The 18,453-nt window shown below is 30.4% G+C and carries 15 protein-coding genes; 14 read left to right on the top strand and 1 reads right to left on the bottom strand.

The annotated features are described in order from the left end of the window. Positions 1-1,185 precede the first annotated feature (1,185 nt). Positions 1,186-1,704 carry an azurin gene (azu, locus tag G3A46_RS10555; protein WP_165149618.1) on the top strand — a complete coding sequence of 173 codons (519 nt, stop codon included), beginning with the start codon at positions 1,186-1,188 and terminating at the stop codon, positions 1,702-1,704. Between the two features lie 561 nt (positions 1,705-2,265). Here the strand turns inward: azu and G3A46_RS10550 are convergent. Continuing rightward, positions 2,266-3,267, bottom strand: coding sequence for a lipoate--protein ligase (locus G3A46_RS10550; RefSeq protein ID WP_165149616.1), 1,002 nt, complete (start codon positions 3,265-3,267; stop codon positions 2,266-2,268). Positions 3,268-3,671: 404 nt separating this feature from the next. Between G3A46_RS10550 and G3A46_RS10545 the strand changes: the two genes are divergently transcribed. The 13 genes from G3A46_RS10545 to G3A46_RS10485 all read left to right on the top strand — a co-directional run bounded on the left by G3A46_RS10545 (position 3,672) and on the right by G3A46_RS10485 (position 18,433). Continuing rightward, the gene (locus tag G3A46_RS10545) at positions 3,672-4,328 is read left to right on the top strand and encodes an acetyltransferase (RefSeq protein ID WP_165149614.1); all 657 of its coding nucleotides are present in this window, start codon (positions 3,672-3,674) and stop codon (positions 4,326-4,328) included. A gap of 89 nt (positions 4,329-4,417) precedes the next feature. After that, complete coding sequence (locus tag G3A46_RS10540; protein ID WP_165149612.1) at positions 4,418-5,422, top strand: hypothetical protein; 1,005 nt, start codon at positions 4,418-4,420, stop codon at positions 5,420-5,422. 107 nt (positions 5,423-5,529) lie between these two features. Then, the gene (locus G3A46_RS10535) at positions 5,530-6,243 is read left to right on the top strand and encodes a WbqC family protein (RefSeq protein ID WP_165149610.1); all 714 of its coding nucleotides are present in this window, start codon (positions 5,530-5,532) and stop codon (positions 6,241-6,243) included. Continuing rightward, positions 6,240-6,758 carry a GNAT family N-acetyltransferase gene (locus G3A46_RS10530; RefSeq protein ID WP_165149608.1) on the top strand — a complete coding sequence of 173 codons (519 nt, stop codon included), beginning with the start codon at positions 6,240-6,242 and terminating at the stop codon, positions 6,756-6,758. Before G3A46_RS10535 ends, G3A46_RS10530 begins: the two co-directional genes overlap by 4 nt. Beyond that, on the top strand, positions 6,755-7,756 hold the full coding sequence (locus G3A46_RS10525; protein ID WP_165149606.1) for a glycosyltransferase: 1,002 nt from the start codon (positions 6,755-6,757) through the stop codon (positions 7,754-7,756). Before G3A46_RS10530 ends, G3A46_RS10525 begins: the two co-directional genes overlap by 4 nt. Positions 7,757-7,816: 60 nt before the next feature. Beyond that, positions 7,817-9,613, top strand: a complete 1,797-nt coding sequence (locus G3A46_RS10520) for an ABC transporter ATP-binding protein (RefSeq protein WP_206736005.1) — start codon at positions 7,817-7,819, stop codon at positions 9,611-9,613. A gap of 102 nt (positions 9,614-9,715) precedes the next feature. Beyond that, a complete protein-coding gene (locus G3A46_RS10515; protein WP_165149604.1) occupies positions 9,716-10,795 on the top strand; it encodes a DegT/DnrJ/EryC1/StrS family aminotransferase in 1,080 nt (359 codons plus the stop codon). A gap of 146 nt (positions 10,796-10,941) precedes the next feature. Then, complete coding sequence (locus G3A46_RS10510) at positions 10,942-11,946, top strand: glycosyltransferase (RefSeq protein WP_165149602.1); 1,005 nt, start codon at positions 10,942-10,944, stop codon at positions 11,944-11,946. A gap of 141 nt (positions 11,947-12,087) precedes the next feature. Continuing rightward, entirely contained in the window at positions 12,088-13,449 is a 1,362-nt protein-coding gene (tagD, locus tag G3A46_RS14365) for a glycerol-3-phosphate cytidylyltransferase (RefSeq protein WP_165149600.1), read from the top strand. 112 nt (positions 13,450-13,561) lie between these two features. Next, positions 13,562-14,722, top strand: coding sequence for a CDP-glycerol glycerophosphotransferase family protein (locus tag G3A46_RS10500; RefSeq protein ID WP_165149598.1), 1,161 nt, complete (start codon positions 13,562-13,564; stop codon positions 14,720-14,722). Beyond that, positions 14,719-15,531: a LicD family protein gene (locus G3A46_RS10495; protein ID WP_165149596.1), complete on the top strand. Its 813-nt coding sequence runs from the start codon at positions 14,719-14,721 to the stop codon at positions 15,529-15,531. Before G3A46_RS10500 ends, G3A46_RS10495 begins: the two co-directional genes overlap by 4 nt. Positions 15,532-15,834: 303 nt before the next feature. Beyond that, a complete protein-coding gene (locus tag G3A46_RS10490) occupies positions 15,835-17,331 on the top strand; it encodes an oligosaccharide flippase family protein (RefSeq protein WP_165149594.1) in 1,497 nt (498 codons plus the stop codon). Positions 17,332-17,398: 67 nt separating this feature from the next. Beyond that, the gene (locus G3A46_RS10485) at positions 17,399-18,433 is read left to right on the top strand and encodes a hypothetical protein (protein WP_165149592.1); all 1,035 of its coding nucleotides are present in this window, start codon (positions 17,399-17,401) and stop codon (positions 18,431-18,433) included. Positions 18,434-18,453: the final 20 nt, after the last annotated feature.

The raw sequence follows: 18,453 nt of genomic DNA, 5'->3' as shown, positions 1-18,453 counted from the left end.
ACAACGATATAATTTCAACTATAAAAAATCCGAAATAGGTTTAGGCTTGTTTTGGATTTTGTTTTTGATGGATAGATGTTTTATAGACAGGATTCAAGATACAAGAAACTAGAGTCTAGACACAAGATACTTATTAGAATAGAGATTAGAGATTTTAGTGGTGAGAGGGGAGATTGTAGTGGGTAGTTTGTAGAGAGTAGTTGGTAGATGCCTCGGTAATGAGGCACCAAGAAACAAGAGCCAAGAGTCAAGATACTTATTAGAATAGAGAGAAGAGAACAGAGATTGTAGTTGATAGTTGGTAGATGCTTCGGAAACAGGACCTAATGTAGTGATACGTAGGACATAGGACATAGGACATAGGGTTTATGACGTAGGAGGCACGAGTCATGACGTAACATTTTGCCTTTATATAGAAATATTCACGCTGAATTCAGCATTCATAATTATCTTTAGTCTCCTTCACGCCGCATCTAACACGACTCTTAACTCAAAACTCTAAACTAGAAAATTCTGAATTCTGCATTCTGAATTCATAATTTTTTAATCTTCACTCATAACTAATAAATCCCAAATTCATAATTCTGTGTTCCTAATTTTGAATTAAATAATGTCTTAATCACAAACACCCTAGATTTAAACTCCACTCCGAACTCTGAATTCATAACAAGTAAATCCCAAATTCATAATTCTGTATTCCTAATTCTGAATTACAAATAGTTTTAATCACACACCCCAGATTTAAACTCCACTCCTAACTCTGAATTAGTAAATTAACCTCATAATTCTGAATTCTGCATTCTAAATTCATAATTTTTAAACCTGTACCCTGAACTCATAACTAGTACATCCCAATTTCATAATTCTGTATTCTTAATTCTGAATTAAATAATGTCTTAATCCAAGCACCTCAAAATTAAACTAACTCCTAACTCTCAACTCTTAACTCATAACTTTTAAAACCTAACTCTGAATTAGTAAAGTAACCTCATAATTCTTAATTCTTAATTTTAAACTCCTTACTCCTAACTCTGCACTCCTAACTTAAATTTTACTTAATCTTCATTTTAGAACTAAAAATTTGTTATATTTTTTCACAATAATTCAAAGAATTGATGTGTTAATTTTGAAATGCTGATTATAGCAGTTAGTTTTGTTTTTGATATAACCATAAATTTTTAAACTATGAAAAAGTTACTATTAGTTTTTGCTGCCGCTTTAGTTATGAGCTGCGGAGATAATAAAAAAGAAGAAAAAACTGAGATGAAAATCGGAACTCAGAAGACAGTAGAGAAAGAAGTTACTGAAGATATCGATGCAGATCCGAATTTAGCTGTTATTACTATAGAAGGAAACGACCAAATGAAATTTAACAAGAGTGAGATTCGCGTTAAAGCAGGTCAAAAAGTAAAATTAACCCTAAAGCACGTAGGTAAAATGTCTGAAGAGGTAATGGGTCATAACTGGGCATTACTTACTGCAGATGCCGATATGGCTACCATAGGACAGGCTGCTGCTTTAGCTAAAGAAACAGATTATATCCCTGCAGATATGAAAGATAAGTTTATCGCCCACACCGAAATGATTGGTGGAGGAGAAACAACTACAATAGAGTTTGACGCACCTGCAGCAGGTACCTATACCTTCCTATGTACCTTCCCAGGACATTACGCTCTTATGCAAGGGAAGTTTATTGTTGAATAAACTATTGTATCTATAATTATTAAAAAAGCCGCATTTTAAATGCGGCTTTTCTTTTGGACAGATTTGAGATGGTAGTAGATAGTTTGTAGTGGGTAGATGGTAGATGCTTTGTAAAAACGACTTAAGATAATAAGACGTAGGACGTAGGACATAGGAGTTACGAGTCAAGAATCACGATTTTTCCTTTTGATACTGAAATACTCGCTCTGAATTCTGCATTCATAATTATTAATTCTGCATTCTTAATTCATAATTTTTAACTCTTAACTCTTAACTCTTAACTCTTAACTCCTAACTCCTAACTCCTAACTCCTAACTCCAAACTCTGAACTCATAACTAATAAAGTAACCTCATAATTCCGCATTCTGCATTCTGCATTCATAATTATTAACTCTGCATTCATAATTCACAATTATTAACTCTGAACTCCTAACTCATAACTCATAACTCCGCACTCATAACTTTTAAAACCTAACTCTGCTCTAATAAAGTAAATTCATAATTTCCTCTTCCTTCTATTTTCTCTACTCTTTACTCTCTTTTCCTTTTTCTCTCAAAATCTACTCATCATCCCCATAAACGAGGTTTATAAACTCTTCTTCATCGATGTCTCCAAAATATTCTTTTAGGTTAATGTCTTTAAGAATTTCTGTGATGTTTTCTTTTTCGTATCGGGTTTCTAATAATAGGTTTTCTAAAGTTTCTACAGGTTCTTTTCCAAAGAAATCCCCATATACTTTAAATTCCTTGATAAGCCCTTTATCAACAAAAATTCGCAAATCTATTTCTCCAACTGCGAAGCGTTTGTTGCGTTGAATATTAAACTTTGGAGAACGCCCATAATTCCAATCCCAAGTGTCATACTTTTCTTCTTTCAATTGGTGTACACCTTTCCACTCATCTTGCGTTAGGCGGTAGGTTTCAAAGGGCTCACTTTCTTCATAAAGGCCTTCAAGAAGTAGTGTTCTAAATGCTTCTATAGTGAGTGGTTCATTTAAAAACTCTGAGATATTAGCAACTCGACTTCTAACTGATTTGTGACCTTTAGACTGGATTTTGCTCATTTTTACATTAAGGGCATTTACTACTTCTCCTAAATCTGTATCAAAAAGTAGCGTACCGTGGCTCACCATTCTCTTCCCTGTAGAAAACTGGGCAGTGCCAGATATCTTTTTCTCGTCTATTAATATATCATTACGCCCTTTCAGTTCAGCATTTAGTCCTAAGTTATTTAAAACCTTAATTACGGGGGCTGTAAATTTTTTAAAATTGTTTAAACTTTTTACGTCGTGATTGGTGATAAAACTAAAGTTAAGATTTCCAAAATCGTGATATACCGCACCACCACCAGAAACTCTTCTTACAACATGAAGATTATTTTGCTCTACATATTCATGGTTAATTTCTTCTAAGGTGTTTTGATTACGTCCTATAATTATAGAAGGCTCGTTTATATAAAACAATAAATAATCGTTTTCTGCACTAAAATTTCGCAAAATATATTCTTCTAAAGCTAGGTTTAGGCGTGGATTGGTTACATCCTCATTTTCTATAAAAATCATAGTTTTTTATTTGTGTTCTAAAAACTCAAAGATAAGATTTATCAGTGGTTTTTTAGATTGAGGGTGTTGAAAAAAATAGTTGAATTGGATGAAGAAGAGAATAGCTTGTAGATGGTGAGTGGGGAGTGGTGAGTGGGGAGTGGTGAGTGGTGAGTGGTGAGAGGGTAGTGGTGAATGATGAGTGGGGAGACTTAGAGTTTATTTAGGTGGTTATCTATATTGGATTTAATTGGTTTATAATATGTAAATTAGTTTTGAGGTAGTTACTTGCATATAAAACTTAAAGAACTATTAATTAATATTGGTTTTAAAATTAAATAGACTCTTTTATCTTATATTTGCTGATAACAAAACCGACTTTCTCCCCAGTAATTCTTATTAATTAACAATAAGCTGATAAGCCTATGGATAAAGTTGTAATTTATGGTACCGGCCGTCATGCTGAACTAACTGCTTTTTATATGAAGCAAAATGGACAGTATGAAGTGGTTGCATTTACTGTAAAAAAAGAGTTTTTAGATAAATCTACATTAGCAGACTTGCCTGTCGTTCCCTTTGAGAACATAACAGAAATTTATCCTACTGATAAATTCAAAATGTTTATAGCTATAGGTCCCCAAAATCTTAATCGTATACGTGAAGAACTATTTATAGAAATTAAAAGTAAAGGTTATAAATTTGTAAATTGTATATGTTGTTCCGAACATAAGCTTTCTAGCTATACTGTTGGTGAAAACGTATTTATTGGGCCCTCTACTCTCATTTCTGCATTTATTTCTATAGGTAATAATGTAATAATTATCGATTCACATATTGGACATCATTGTACTATTGATGATAACACTTTTATTTCTGGAAGTATTTTAGGAGGTAATATAAATGTGGGTAAAAATGTATTTATAGGCTTAGGGTCTATAATTGGTCCAAATATAACATTAGGAGATTATACTGTTGTCGGAATGGGATGTACAATATCTAAGAGTACAGCTCCCGCTTCAGTTTACTTAAACAAAGCTACTGAAAAGCAAAGTTTTGATTCTTCGAAACTGAAATTTTTATAATTATAAACTTGAAAGGATTCGCTTGTTGCACTTTATTTTGAGCGAGCAGGATAAATCCTACAATTTCACTATAATTCAAAATTGAAACTATGAAAAAAGTATGGATCCATATGGGTTACCCGAAGTGTTTTTCCACCAGTCTTCAAAAGGCTTTCTTTGAAAAACATCCGGAAATTACATATGGAGGAATGGGTGTAGGAGATCATCTTAGCTATGCTAATAACGGTTTAGAATTTGTTTTTCAGAGCTTATTGCAGCATGCTAACAAACCATTTTTTGACCGTAATTCTAAGGAAGCCAAAAACATAGTAGATGAATTTGTTAATAGCACGAATCAAATAACTGTTTTTTCATTAGAAACGCTGGTTTTCCCATTTTCATCTTTAGATTTTGAGACAATTACAGAGCGAATCAAATTATTATTTGAAGGCTATGAAATTCATATTTTATTGGTGATTCGAGAACAGCTTGGGTTTTTAAAATCATTATACGGTGAATTTTTGAGGATGGGATATCCTGAAACTTTTTCCAATTTTATTCAGTGGGTTTGGAGTTACAGAGACCGAAATTTTTGGGAGCTTCTAAACTACCCTCAAGTATATGATTTTCTAAAACAAAGTTTTGGCGATACGAATATTCATTTGCAGTTTTTTGAAACTTGGAAAAGTAATCCTGAAATTGAAATTAATGAGAGCATTTCACAGCTTTTGGGGATTACAAATAAAAATTTGCCAATTTGGAATGATAATCCATCGCTAACAAAACAGGAACAGGCCAATTTATTACATGTCAATCAGGAATTTCGGAGGGGGATGGGTGAACATGTGTTATTTCCATATTTAAATCATCTTAATAGAACTAGTTTAGAACGTTTGGAATCAGGTTATAGCAGTGAAGAAATATTTGAAAATATATTAACGAAACGTTTGGCTCTGAATAAGATGAGACGTATACCGCAACAACCATTTGAGGATTTTTATAAGCTCCGTGCTCCGTCAGATGATATTATAAAAAGGATGCAACAGGAATGGAAAATAACCAATCAGCAATTAATGGATGAATTAGGAACTATCCCTAAAGTTTACCTCTCATAATATAAGTTAAATGAAATTTAATTATTTGTAAGGTTTTCTTTATAGATGCCATTTTTATTAAATTAATTAAGGAAAAAGATTCTAATAAAACTATAAGTAAAATATAAATGAAGAAAATTGGAATTATGCAACCCTATTTTTTACCATATATAGGGTATTTTCAATTGATGGAAATGGTAGATGAATTCGTAATTTACGATAACATAGAGTTTTCGAAAGCCAGTTGGATTCGCCGAAACCGTATGCTTCAAAATGGAAAAGATGCATTTTTTACGTTGCCAATAAAGAAAGATTCCGATTTTTTAGATGTAGATCAGCGTTATTTAGCCGACAATTTCGATAAAGAAGCAGGTAGATTATTGAGGCGTATAGAAGCTAATTATTCAAAAGCTCCTTACTTTAATGATTTTTTTCCAGTAGTTCAGGAAATTATATTTTGTAAAGAACGTAATCTATTCGATTACATTCTTAATAGTGTATATTGTATAAAAGATTACTTAAAAATTGAAACTCCTATTAAAGTATTTTCAAAATTGGGGAAGGATGTCCACTTATTGAGGGCACAGGATAAGGTTATAGGAGTTTGTAAAGCATTACAAGCAACTCACTATATAAATTCCTTTGGAGGGAAGCACCTATATGACTCAGAAAGTTTTCAAAAAGAAAATTTGCAATTACTCTTCTTTAGAACAAGTCAAATAGAGTATTCGCAATTTGAAAATGATTTTATACCCTTTCTATCAATTATGGATGTTTGTATGTTTAACGATGTTTCTCAAGTACGTGAGTATTTAAAACATTTTGAAATAATAAATCCATGATATCTCTTACATATACCTTTAATAAATCTACTGAACAGCAAATAAAAGAACATCTTTGGCGAGTAGATAAAGACTTTAAACCAGCATTACATACTTATGTCGATATAGATAGTTATTCAAAGAAATTAGCAAATAGTGCAGTTCGCTTAGAATATTTCAATGAAAACCAATTAATCGGACTAATGGCTAGTTACTTCAATTTAGATAATAAGTTTCTTTTTATAACCAACTTCAGTATTGAAAAGGAATATCGTGGCCAAGGGATGAATATAATTGTGGGGTTAATAAAATTTTTAGAAGGTAAATATTCAGAGATTTCAACAGAAACGCTTAATATGGGTTTAGATTTTGCAAAGGCACTTCACATTAAAGTTGAATCTAACAAAACTCCTATTAAAAGTATACATACCGAAGTTCGTAACGATAATCAGATTCTAATATATGTATACAAAAAAATAGGGTTTTATATAAAAAATATAGGTGAAACATCCACTTATTTGATTAGAGAAATATGAACCATCCGTTAGTTTCTATATTGTGTATCACTTATAATCATGAGCAGTATATTCGTAAATGCCTTGAAAGCTTAGTAAACCAAATTTGCGATTTTAGTTTTGAAATTTTAATTCATGATGATGCCTCTACCGATGGTACACAGGCCATAATTAAAGAATTTCAACAGAAATATCCAGATATTGTAAAACCAATTTTACAAACTGAAAATCAATGGTCAAAAAAAGCAAGTGGTATTAATTTGAGATTTAACTACCCAAGGGCTAAAGGTAGATATATAGCACTTTGCGAGGGAGACGATTATTGGATTGGTAATGATAAACTTCAAAAACAAGTAACTTTTTTAGAAAACAATCCTGATTATTCCATGATTTGTAGCGCCTATAACTTAGTTACTGAAGAAGGTATAAAACCGATTGTTAAGGAGGGTATAGTTTCTGCAGAAAAAGAAGATGATAAAGGTTTCTATTTTGATTTAGGAGACTTAATAAAACATTGGTTTGTAAGACCTTCAACAGCTCTTATCAAAAACTTGTCGGATAAAGCTAAGGTTCTAGAAGATTACGAATCCCCATTTGACGTTCATCTCTTTTATCATATTTTAAAAACTAAAAAGGGATATTATAGTAAAGAAATATTAGCAGGGTATAATCGGCATAATGGCGGAGTATATAGTGGAAGGTCACCTCAGGAATTGTTGTTAGCACATTATTATATCTTTAAAGAGATCTATGAAAAGGATAAAAATAAATTTATAAGAGAGCAATATTTAGAGTTATCGTACAAGGTTATTAATCTTAGGGTTTCTGGGTTGATGCCTTCATCAAAAATTCAAACACCCGAACTTAAAGCGAAAATTGTAACAGCAAGAAAAGTTTATAAGGATATTAAACCTATTCTTAAAACTAAAAAGGAGCGAAATAGGTTGTATAAAAGTTTAATACCTCTTCAATTAAAAATTCTTAAAGGTAAAGCAGTAAATCTAATTTTCAATAAATAAAATAATGGAATTCAATAACATGAGTACTATAATTTTAAAATCAATTTATTTTCTATAGACATGAGTAAATCTAAAGGAATATTTAAGGAATATTCATCAGTTTTTTCCTTTTTCTACAACCATCTTGGTAATAAAATTTATTTAATTTTATTATTAAGTGTTGTAATTAGTCTTTTGGATGCTTTAGGGCTTTCCATGTTTATTCCTTTATTGCAAGTGCTTAATCAGGAAGGTGGGATTGATTCATCGTCTATGGGGAAAATAGGTTTTCTTGTAGAAACCATTCAGAATATAGGTATTAGTTTAAGCCTTACAAAGATTATTCTTGTAATGCTGGTCTTCTTTATTTTAAAAGGAATTGCGAAATACTTCAGCAGTATCTACTTTATCATTTTACAGCAGTATTTTATTAGAAAAATTCGGTTTTATTTACTCAGGGGGTTAAATCGCATTAGTTTCAAGCAATTCATGTTATCTGATTCTGGTCGAATTCAAAATACCTTAAGCGGAGAGGTAGATCGAGTTTCAAATGCCTTTACCACCTATTTTGGAACGCTTCGAAATGCCTTGATGGCTTTGGTGTATCTTGGTTTTGCATTTCTTATAAATTCAGGATTTGCTCTTTTAGTAATCGTTTTTGGGGTTATTTCACATTTTTTATTCAAATTAGTCTATAGTCGCACGAGAAAGGCTTCGCAAAATTTAACTAATCAGAATCACGTTTTTCAAGGTCAAATTATTCAGCATGTAGCGCATTTCAAATATTTACGTTCTACAGGAATGGTCGACAAATTCTCTAAAAAACTCGAAGAATCTATTGTTTCTATTGAAGATTCTCGGAAACGTCTAGGAATGCTCTCAAGTATAGGTGGCGCAGTTGTTGAGCCGTCTATTATCGTTGTTCTGGCAATCGTTATGTGGGTACAGTTTCATTTTTTTGGAGGTACATTGAGCACTGCAATGGTCAGTTTGCTATTTTTCTTTAGAGCATTAACTTCCTTAATTAATTTACAAGCGCAGTGGAATACATTTCTCAAAGTTTCAGGTTCCTTAGAAAATATAGATTCATTTTCCGAATCTCTTAAGCAGCATCAATTCGAAGACGGTGAAATTCCTTTTAACTCTTTTGAAAGTGGAATTTCTATTGAGAATCTAAATTTTTCATATGGTTCAAAACTAATATTAAAAAATATAAATCTTCAAATTTCAAGAAATGAAAGCATTGCTTTTGTCGGAGAAAGCGGTAGTGGTAAAACTACGCTTATAAGTTTAATAACAGGGCTTCTACACCCAGACAGAGGTAGTATAAAAATAGAAGGTTTTTCCTTAACGGAATTCGATTCTAAATCCTACCAAAAACGTATTGGTTATGTAAGTCAAGATCCAGTAATTTTTGATGACAGCCTTTATAACAATATAACATTTTGGGCACCAAAAACACCTGAAAATATTCTTAGATTTAATGACAGTGTTCGAAAGGCATCTTTAAATGATTTTATGATAGAATTGGATGAAAGGGAGAATACTATCTTAGGTAATAACGGAATCAATTTAAGTGGCGGACAGCGACAAAGGGTTTCTATTGCTAGAGAGCTTTACAAAGACATTGATTTATTGATTTTAGACGAAGCAACTTCTGCATTAGATTCTGAAACTGAAAAGGCTATTCAAACTAGTATTGAAGCCTTACATGGGAAATATACTTTATTAATTGTTGCCCACCGTCTTTCAACGATAAAGAATACTGATAGAATAGTGTTTATGGATAAAGGCCAAATTATTGATATTGATTCTTTTGATAATTTAATACAGAAACAAGTTAGGTTTCGAAAAATGGTAGAATTACAAGAGTTATAAGAACTTATCGATACAATAGTTTTTATTTAATACAATATTTGATTATCACCGTTTCAGTTAGAGTTGTGTTATTAAACTATTAAGGTGAAATAATTTATAAGAATGAAAAAGATATTAGTTACCAAACCATTTATGGCTCCACGGAAGGAGTACGAGGTTTATATTAAAAAAATATGGGATAATCAATGGTTGACAAATATGGGGCCATTTGCTGTGGAATTGGAACAAAAACTTCAAACTCATTTAGATGTTGAAAACTTAATGTTTGTCTCAAACGGTACTATTGCATTACATATGGCAATTAAGGTCTTGGGATTAAAGGGTGAAATTATAACTACTCCGTTTTCATTTGTGGCTACGTCTAATAGTATTATGTGGGAAGGGTGTACTCCAGTTTTTGTCGATATAGAAAAAGGTAGTTTAAACATTGACCCTAGTTTAATTGAAGCTGCAATTACTGAAAAAACTACAGCTATTCTGGCAACTCATATATTTGGTAATCCCTGCGATGTGGAGGCTATTCAGGAGATTGCAGTTAAGCATAAACTAAAGATTATTTATGATGCTGCACATTCATTTGGGGTGAAATTTAAAAATAATTCTATATTTAAATATGGAGATATTTCGACCTGTAGCTTGCATGCAACAAAGTTTTATCACACAGGGGAAGGTGGTCTGATAATAGCGAATGATGCTGAAATTTTAAAAGCACTTGGCTATATCAGGAATCACGGACTTCAGGAGGATCAGGGATTTGCTTCAATAGGTACGAATGCTAAAAATTCAGAATTTCACGCTGCGTTAGGATTAGTAAATCTGAAGTATGTCGATGACATTTTAAAGAAAAGAAGAGAAATAGCCAAGATATATGAACGAAAGCTCAAGAATAAATTAGAATTTCAGGTTTGGAACAATAGCGCTTCAAAAAATAACTGTTATTTTCCAGTCGTTTTCAGTTCAGAGAAACAATTGCTTCATGTAAAAGAGCGCCTAGAGCAAAACAATATATATACCAGGCGTTATTTTTATCCATCATTATCATCTTCACTACCATATTTAGATCCAGTTATTTTACCAATTACTGAAGATATTTCTAAAAGGTGTTTATGCCTTCCTATTTATTTCGATCTAAATTTAGAAGATGTAGAGAATATATGTAATTTAATTTTATCTGAAATTTGATGTTAATATATATAAATATCAATATTCAATTTAAATATATAATAGAGAAAACCTATATTTATTAAACACTTAAAAGAGTGTCACCTTTAAAATAATAAGTATGTATAAACAAATAATACATTTGTAATAATCACAAACAGAAATAAATGAAAGACTTGCCAACAAAAGCACTGGTTAGTGTGGTTATGATTACTTATAATCATAAAGACAATATTCATAAAGCAATAGAAGGTGTACTAATGCAAAAGACAAATTTTCCATTTGAGCTTATTATTGGGGAAGACGCCAGTACAGATGGTACAAGAGAAATAGTTGAAAATTATGCTAAAAAATTTCCTGGAATTATTAAAATATTAAGTTCTGATAAAAATTTAGGAATGACGAAAAATTACATCAGAACGGTACAAGGGGCAAGTGGAAAGTATATTGCATTATGTGAAGGTGATGATTATTGGACAGATGCTTTAAAGTTACAGAAGCAAGTTGACTTTATGAATTTTAACCCAGAATGTACATTGTGTTACCACGCATATCAGACTATGAAAGTAAAGCCTGATAGTTCAATTTCGATTGGCCCAAAAATTGGTGCTGAAGTAACAACCAATAAAATAATTTCTGGAAAAAAAGCAATAGAGAGTGTTTATGCTCGAACAGTAACGATATTATTTCGGATCTCTGTTCTCGACCCGGCTCCAGAATGGATTTACAAGGCTCCATATGGTGATTATCCATTGTTGCTTACCTGCGCAGACAAAGGTAGTATTGGTTACTTAGCGGGCCCTCCTATGGCAGTATATCAAAGAGGTAATAAAGGCTCGTATAATGAAAAAGCTTTTGGGAATGAAAATGAAGTTTTAAAGTTAAATTTAAAGAGGTTAAATGATCACTTTAGATGCTTTGATTTGTTTAATGAATATACTAATTTAAAGTATAATAGTATTATTCAAACTAGAAAACGAAGATGGCTTTATAGATTTCTTTTTTATTTCCTTGATAATAATAATAGACAAACAGTATTGAAAACTTTCTTTAATTTTAGGAAAGAACTACCGCTTAAATTAGATTACTATGCTAAATTATTTTGGCTTAGATATATTTTAGGTGAAGTACTCTATAAGAAATTAATTAATAAATATCCTAAACCATTTTAGGTTTAAACATATCAAATAAAATTCACAATTTATTAATATTCAAAAAATTTAAGTTGTTGATTCTAGAGACTATAAAATACAATTAAAATAAGAAAAGTATATTTTTGAATAAAAATTAAGCTAATTTTTAATAAAATCATTATGAAAGTTACAATTATAGGTGGGGGGGCTTTTGGAACAGCTTTGGCTAATCAATTAGCACAAAATTCCAAAAGCGAGATTGTGCTTTTACTTAGGAATGAGAAAACTAGAGATGAAATTAATTCCCAAAATATTAATTCCCTTTATTTTTATAAACGTGTTTTATCTACAAATATAAAAGCCACTACAAGTTTTAATGTGTTGAATGACACAGATGTATTGTTTATCGCAATTCCTACAAAAGAGATTCCTAATGTATTACAAAACTTAAAGAGTCATTTATCTGAAAATTGCCTAATAGTGAATATGTCGAAAGGTTTATTACCTAATGGGAATACTATAGTTGAAATTATTAAAAGTTATTTAGAGTATGCTAATGTTATTACTATGAAAGGTGCATCATTTAGTACTGAAATGATGAATAGTATGCCTACGCTATTTACCCTTGGTTTTGAACGAAGAAAACAGTTAGATGTTATGCTTAAAGTTCTTGAAGGGACAAATATTTTTTTAGACTATACCAATGATATTCGTGGAGTCGAATTATTAAGTGCGTTAAAGAATATTTATGCAATTGCATTAGGTAATATGGATGCTCAATTTAATTCGCTTAATACTAGGTTTTTAATTTTAACAAAAGTAATTGAAGAAATAAAAACCATAATGCGCTCCATGGGTGGTTTAGATGAGACAATATTTTTAAGTTGTGGAATAGGGGATATAGCCCTTACTGGGTTGAGTGATTTAAGCCGAAACCGAACGCTTGGCTTATTAATAGGTAAGGGGTTTTACAACCAATCACTTTCCTATAATTCCGTTGTGTTGGAAGGTATAAATACACTAAACATAGTAGACAAATTCCTTTCCGCTGATATTAAAAGTAAGTTGCCACTTTTCAATTATGTACAGACGCTTTTAGTAGAGCCAAGTAGGGACAGCAATAAACTTGATTTTCAAAAGGTTTTTAAACGGAATTATAAGACAGTAATAACCTACGGCACTTTTGACTTGTTACATTTTGGTCATTTGGAACTATTAAGACGTGTCAGAAATTTAGGAGATAAAATCATTGTAGGCTTGTCAACTGATGATTTTAATATAATAAAGGAAAAAGAATGTGTAATGTCTTACGAGAAACGAAAGCATTTGTTGGAAGTTTTGCGCTATGTAGATTTAGTAATCCCAGAAGAAAGTTGGGATCAAAAAATTGATGACATAAAAAATTATGATGTAGATTTATTTGTAATGGGAGATGATTGGAAGGGGAAATTTGATTTTTTAAAAGAACATTGTGAGGTGCTATACCTGCCAAGAACTGAAGGGATATCTACAACAAAACTCAAAAGTTTATTAAATGAGTAAAAAGCAAAATGATTACTTATCTAATCGATTATTTTGGTTAAATGTTTTATTTAATGCGAACGGAAAGTATTGAATTTGCATTTTGAACTTTATTAATAGAGAAATTATTTAAATGTATCAAGTTAAGATTTTATTATCAGAAGCATTTTATAATGTGTCACTGTGGTTTTTCAATATTTTATCATATATAATCCCAAAAAGAAAGAATTATTACGCCTTTTACCCATTACATGACACTACAAAGTTTTCTGGAAATCTAAGAGCTATGATTTTTTATTTAATTGAAAACCATAAAGATATTGATATTGTTGTAATTAGTAATAATAAAAACGTTCGAAAAGAACTTAAAGAAATTGGGGTAAAGTCAAGTGCTTTGTTTTCCGCTTTTTCCTGGAGTTTATTGCGATCAGAGTTTATTTTTATAGATGCCTCGAGAACTACTATTTTAAGAGACGCTAAAGTTTATGTTATTCAATTATGGCATGGGGTTGGTTTTAAAAATATAGCGCTACTCAATGATAATGTTAATCAAAATGCAAAAAGAATATTATCGAAGTTTTATAAAAAGTATGTATTGTTGATTACATCCTCGGAAAATGATTTTAAGAAAAAACAAGAGTCTTTTAAATCCCCAAATATTGTAATTACGGGGTCGCCTAGAAACGATGTATTTTTCTCATCCTCCTCTTATTTTGAAGAAATTAAATTAAAATATAATTTAAAGAAATATTCTAAAATTATAAGTTATGCACCAACATTTAGAGATTTCAAAACAACAAGTCCATTTTCTGAAGAATTTTGGTATTTACTTCAAAAACATTTAGAAAAGAATAATGAAATTTTTATCGTTAAAAAACATCCTTGGGATAAATATCTAGATGTTCCAAAGAACCTTGCAAATATTAAAGATCTTTCAAAAATTATTGCAGATCCACAAGAGTTGTTGTTAATTACAGATTTATTAATCTCAGATTACAGTAGTATCACTACCGATTTTACATTAACAGGAAAACCGATACTTATATATGCTTTTGATTTAGAGAATTATAAAAATAACTGTCGTTCAATTTATTATAATTTAGAGGAGGTTTTACCGCAACCGTTTATCTTTGATGAAGATGATTTACTTGAAAAAATCAAAAATGAAACATGGACAACAAATTCAATTTACATTGAAAGTTATAAAAAATTCAAAAGGATCTTTCATAAGTATAATGACGGAAATTCAAGCCAAAGAGTAATGAATGAAGTTTTAAAATTAAGTAAAAAATGAAGTTAAGCATAAAAGAACTTCAAGCATTGGAAACTGAAATGTTAAGGGAAGTTTCTGAAATTTGTGAGCGCCATAATATTAATTATTACTTGGCCTATGGAAGTCTCTTAGGAGCTGTGCGACACAAAGGTCCTATCCCTTGGGATACTGACGTTGATATTGCAGTACCCGAAAGTCAGCTTCCAAACTTCATAAAGGTTGTAAGAGCAGAGTTATCAGATAAATTCTATTTAAATTTTTATGACGTAAACAAGAGCTATGTAAATATTTATCCTCGAATAGGGTTGAGGGGATATTCTACTAAACTCTTACATGTCGATGTTTATCGTATTGTAGGTGCTCCTCAGGATAAAAAAGAACAACAGGAATTTAAAAAGAAAGCAAATTATTTGTCTTATATATTGCGCTATAAAAACTTAAAAGAAGGATATTTTTCGTTTAAAGAAATCAGTTTAAAAGAAAAGCTAGTAGTTTATTTACGGGCATTTTTTATGCTATTTGTTTCAAAGAAAAGTTTGTTAAGGAAAATTGAAAATTTATGTGCTTTATATCCTTTTGACACCTCAGAAACAACAGTTAATATTTCTGGCGGTTATGGAGAGAAAGAATTTGTTTCTAAAAAAGTTTATGGCAAAGGTGTAATTGTAGAGTTTGAAGGTATTAGCATAAGAGTTCCCGAAAACTATAAAGAATATCTTGAGCATTTTTACGGGGATTATATGCAGTTACCCCCTAAACAAGAACAAAAAATAAAAGATTATTACTGTGTTTTTAAGTCTAATTTTAATAAAATAAAAACTTTCTCTTAATACATAGCTTAAGTCCTTAAAAAGTGTAGTGGAACTAAATATTATAAGTATTTACTTATATTTTATAGTATTAAATTTAAAGTTTCAATTGTTGAATGTTAAACAGCTATGTTTTCTTATTAAATATTCATAAACGGAAAACTACTTACATATATTTGCAAATTAAAAATCATCATTCAGAGGCTATTCTATATAATTAAATTTATTTCTAACTTACTGTTCACAAATTATCTGGCCTTAGTAATAAAATACGGGTTTTTAAATTTAGATTTTTTTTTATTAAACTTTTAATTCATAATCTTAATGAGCCAATTGAAAAAAGGTGCTATTTTATCATATGTAAATATTGGATTAACGAATGTTATAGGTTTAATGTTAACACCTTTTATTATTCGTTCTTTAGGGAATTCAGAATATGGATTGTATCTATTAATAGGTTCTATAATTGGATATATCAGTATCCTAGATTTAGGATTGAATAATGCTATAGTCCGTTACGTATCAAAATATCAAGCTGAAAAAGACATAGAAGGGGAAGAAAATTTTTTAGCAACAACCATGTTAATTTATGCAGGTATATCTATGGTTATTATTGCTATAGGTTTAGTGATATATTTTAATATAGATTTCATTTTTAAAGACTCATTAAAAGCAGATGAAATAGTAAAAGCTAGAAAAATGTTCTTAATTTTAATTTTCAATTTAGCTATAACACTTCCGGGAGGGGCTTTTACTGCTATTTGTAACGCTTATGAGCACTTCGTGTTTCCTAGGCTATTATTAATATTAAAATATATTAGTAGAGGGGCTTTAATTTTCACTTTGTTACTTTATTTTCCTTATGCCTTGACCTTAGTTTGGATAGATACTATTTTAAATGTTGTTATAATTGGGATAAGTATTTATTATGTAATTAAAGTGTTAAAGGTGCGTTTTAAAATGCATGCCTGGCGTACCAAACTGATTAAGGATATCTTTTCCTATTCAATTTGGGTATTTATACTAGCTTTAATTTTACGCTTACAATGGAATGCAGGACAAGTAATTTTGGGAATATCTTCTGATACTATATCTGTAGCAATTTTTGGTGTCGGGATTATGTTAGGTGGATATTACGGTGCTTTTGCAGGTGCAATAAATACATTACTATTACCAAAAGCAACTCGGATGAGTGTAAATGAAAACGATGAAAAATCCTATAATTTTGCCATGCAAAAAATCGGTAGGCTTAATGGGTTTATTTTATTCTTAGTACTTACAGGCTTTTATGTTTATGGCAGAGAATTTATAATATTGTGGGTAGGGGAGAGTTATTTATCAGCATATGAAATTGCTTTTCTTATTATGATCGCGATGACATTACCATTAATGCAGAGTTTTGGAAACTCTATCTTAGAAGCAAAAAAAAAGAATAGATTTAAATCTATAATAAGTATTATAACCGTGACTTTTGCTGTATTTATGGGTATATATTTAGTTCCGGAATATCATTTTCAAGGTGTGATATACCCACTATTTATAGCAATGTTATTAAATAGTGCGATAATGACTTGGTATTATAATAAAATATTTGGTTTTAATTTTATCAATTTTATTAAAAAGACAATTTTACAACCATTGATATTTGGAGCCCTGCCAGTTACCATAATTTTTTTATTTGTAAAAAATTATTGGAAAATAAGTTCTTGGATTGATTTAAGTTGGCAGGTTACATTATTCACTGTGGTCTATTTGGTTGTCAATTATTTCGTTGTTATGAATGTGGAAGAGAAAGAAATATTAAATCGAATAAAAAGATAATATTAATTAGTAATATATAATTTACAGAAAAAAGTTTTAATTATTATAAAGTTATTAAATAGGGACAATGAAAATCGGTATACAAAGTATTCCAAAAGGATTTGCAACAAGGTGGATTAAATATTGTGAAAGGAGCAATATTGTATATAAACTTATTGATGTATATCAAAATGATGTCATAGATCAACTTAGGGATTGTGATGCATTTATGTGGCACTATGATCATTTAAGCAAAAAAGATTATCAACTTGCTAAAAGATTATTAACAGCTGTAGAACATTCAGGAAAGGTTTGTTTTCCGTCAGTATTTGAAAATTGGCATTACGACGATAAAATAGGCCAAAAATATTTATTAGAAGCCGTAGGTGCTCCTTTAATATCTTCATATGTTTTCTATGATCAAGAAGATGCAATGAATTGGGCTTCAAATACAACGTGGCCAAAAGTGTTCAAGCTTACTGGAGGAGCAGGTTCTAGTAATGTGAAATTGATATACTCAAAGACAGAAGCAGAAAAAATAATACGTAAATCTTTTGGGAAAGGACATGTATTATTTAATCAGAGAAAATATCTATTTGAAGAAAGAATTTCTAGTTATCGACAGCATAAATCAATTTGGAAGTTGATAAAAAGTTTTTATCATCTTTTGAAGCCAATAAATAAAAGTCTTGTTGATCATATTGAAAAGGATTATGTGTATTTTCAAGAATTTATGCCTAACAATGATTATGATTTACGGTTAGTCGTAGTCAATCAAGAAAGGATATTCGGATTAAAGCGTTACAATAGAAAGGATGATTTTAGAGCCTCTGGAAGTGGCAATATGGATTTTTTAAACAATGATGTTGATAAATCTATTTTAAAACTTGCATTAGAGGTCGCAAAAAAATTGAAAATGAATAGTGTGGCTTATGATATTGTTTTTGATGGGAATAACAATCCTGTTATTATTGAGATTAGTTATGCTTATTCTACAAGTGCTTATGAAAAATGTCCTGGTTATTGGGATGAGAATTTAAATTGGATCGATGGTGAAATTGGGAATTACTCAGCTTGGATGGTTGATAAAGTGCTTGAACAGATTAATAATAAAAAAATATAAAATTTAAATACTGTTTCATT

This window comes from Aequorivita sp. KMM 9714 (assembly GCF_011065475.1).
GTDB lineage: Bacteria > Bacteroidota > Bacteroidia > Flavobacteriales > Flavobacteriaceae > Aequorivita > Aequorivita sinensis.
This window is presented reverse-complemented; position numbering and strand designations above follow the sequence as displayed.

Coding starts and splice junctions, on each gene's coding strand:
- azu (WP_165149618.1), top strand. CDS start 1,186: ATGAAAAAGTTACTATTAGTTTTTGCTGCCGCTTTAGTTATGAGCTGC.
- G3A46_RS10550 (WP_165149616.1), bottom strand. CDS start 3,267: ATGATTTTTATAGAAAATGAGGATGTAACCAATCCACGCCTAAACCTA.
- G3A46_RS10545 (WP_165149614.1), top strand. CDS start 3,672: ATGGATAAAGTTGTAATTTATGGTACCGGCCGTCATGCTGAACTAACT.
- G3A46_RS10540 (WP_165149612.1), top strand. CDS start 4,418: ATGAAAAAAGTATGGATCCATATGGGTTACCCGAAGTGTTTTTCCACC.
- G3A46_RS10535 (WP_165149610.1), top strand. CDS start 5,530: ATGAAGAAAATTGGAATTATGCAACCCTATTTTTTACCATATATAGGG.
- G3A46_RS10530 (WP_165149608.1), top strand. CDS start 6,240: ATGATATCTCTTACATATACCTTTAATAAATCTACTGAACAGCAAATA.
- G3A46_RS10525 (WP_165149606.1), top strand. CDS start 6,755: ATGAACCATCCGTTAGTTTCTATATTGTGTATCACTTATAATCATGAG.
- G3A46_RS10520 (WP_206736005.1), top strand. CDS start 7,817: ATGAGTAAATCTAAAGGAATATTTAAGGAATATTCATCAGTTTTTTCC.
- G3A46_RS10515 (WP_165149604.1), top strand. CDS start 9,716: ATGAAAAAGATATTAGTTACCAAACCATTTATGGCTCCACGGAAGGAG.
- G3A46_RS10510 (WP_165149602.1), top strand. CDS start 10,942: ATGAAAGACTTGCCAACAAAAGCACTGGTTAGTGTGGTTATGATTACT.
- tagD (WP_165149600.1), top strand. CDS start 12,088: ATGAAAGTTACAATTATAGGTGGGGGGGCTTTTGGAACAGCTTTGGCT.
- G3A46_RS10500 (WP_165149598.1), top strand. CDS start 13,562: ATGTATCAAGTTAAGATTTTATTATCAGAAGCATTTTATAATGTGTCA.
- G3A46_RS10495 (WP_165149596.1), top strand. CDS start 14,719: ATGAAGTTAAGCATAAAAGAACTTCAAGCATTGGAAACTGAAATGTTA.
- G3A46_RS10490 (WP_165149594.1), top strand. CDS start 15,835: ATGAGCCAATTGAAAAAAGGTGCTATTTTATCATATGTAAATATTGGA.
- G3A46_RS10485 (WP_165149592.1), top strand. CDS start 17,399: ATGAAAATCGGTATACAAAGTATTCCAAAAGGATTTGCAACAAGGTGG.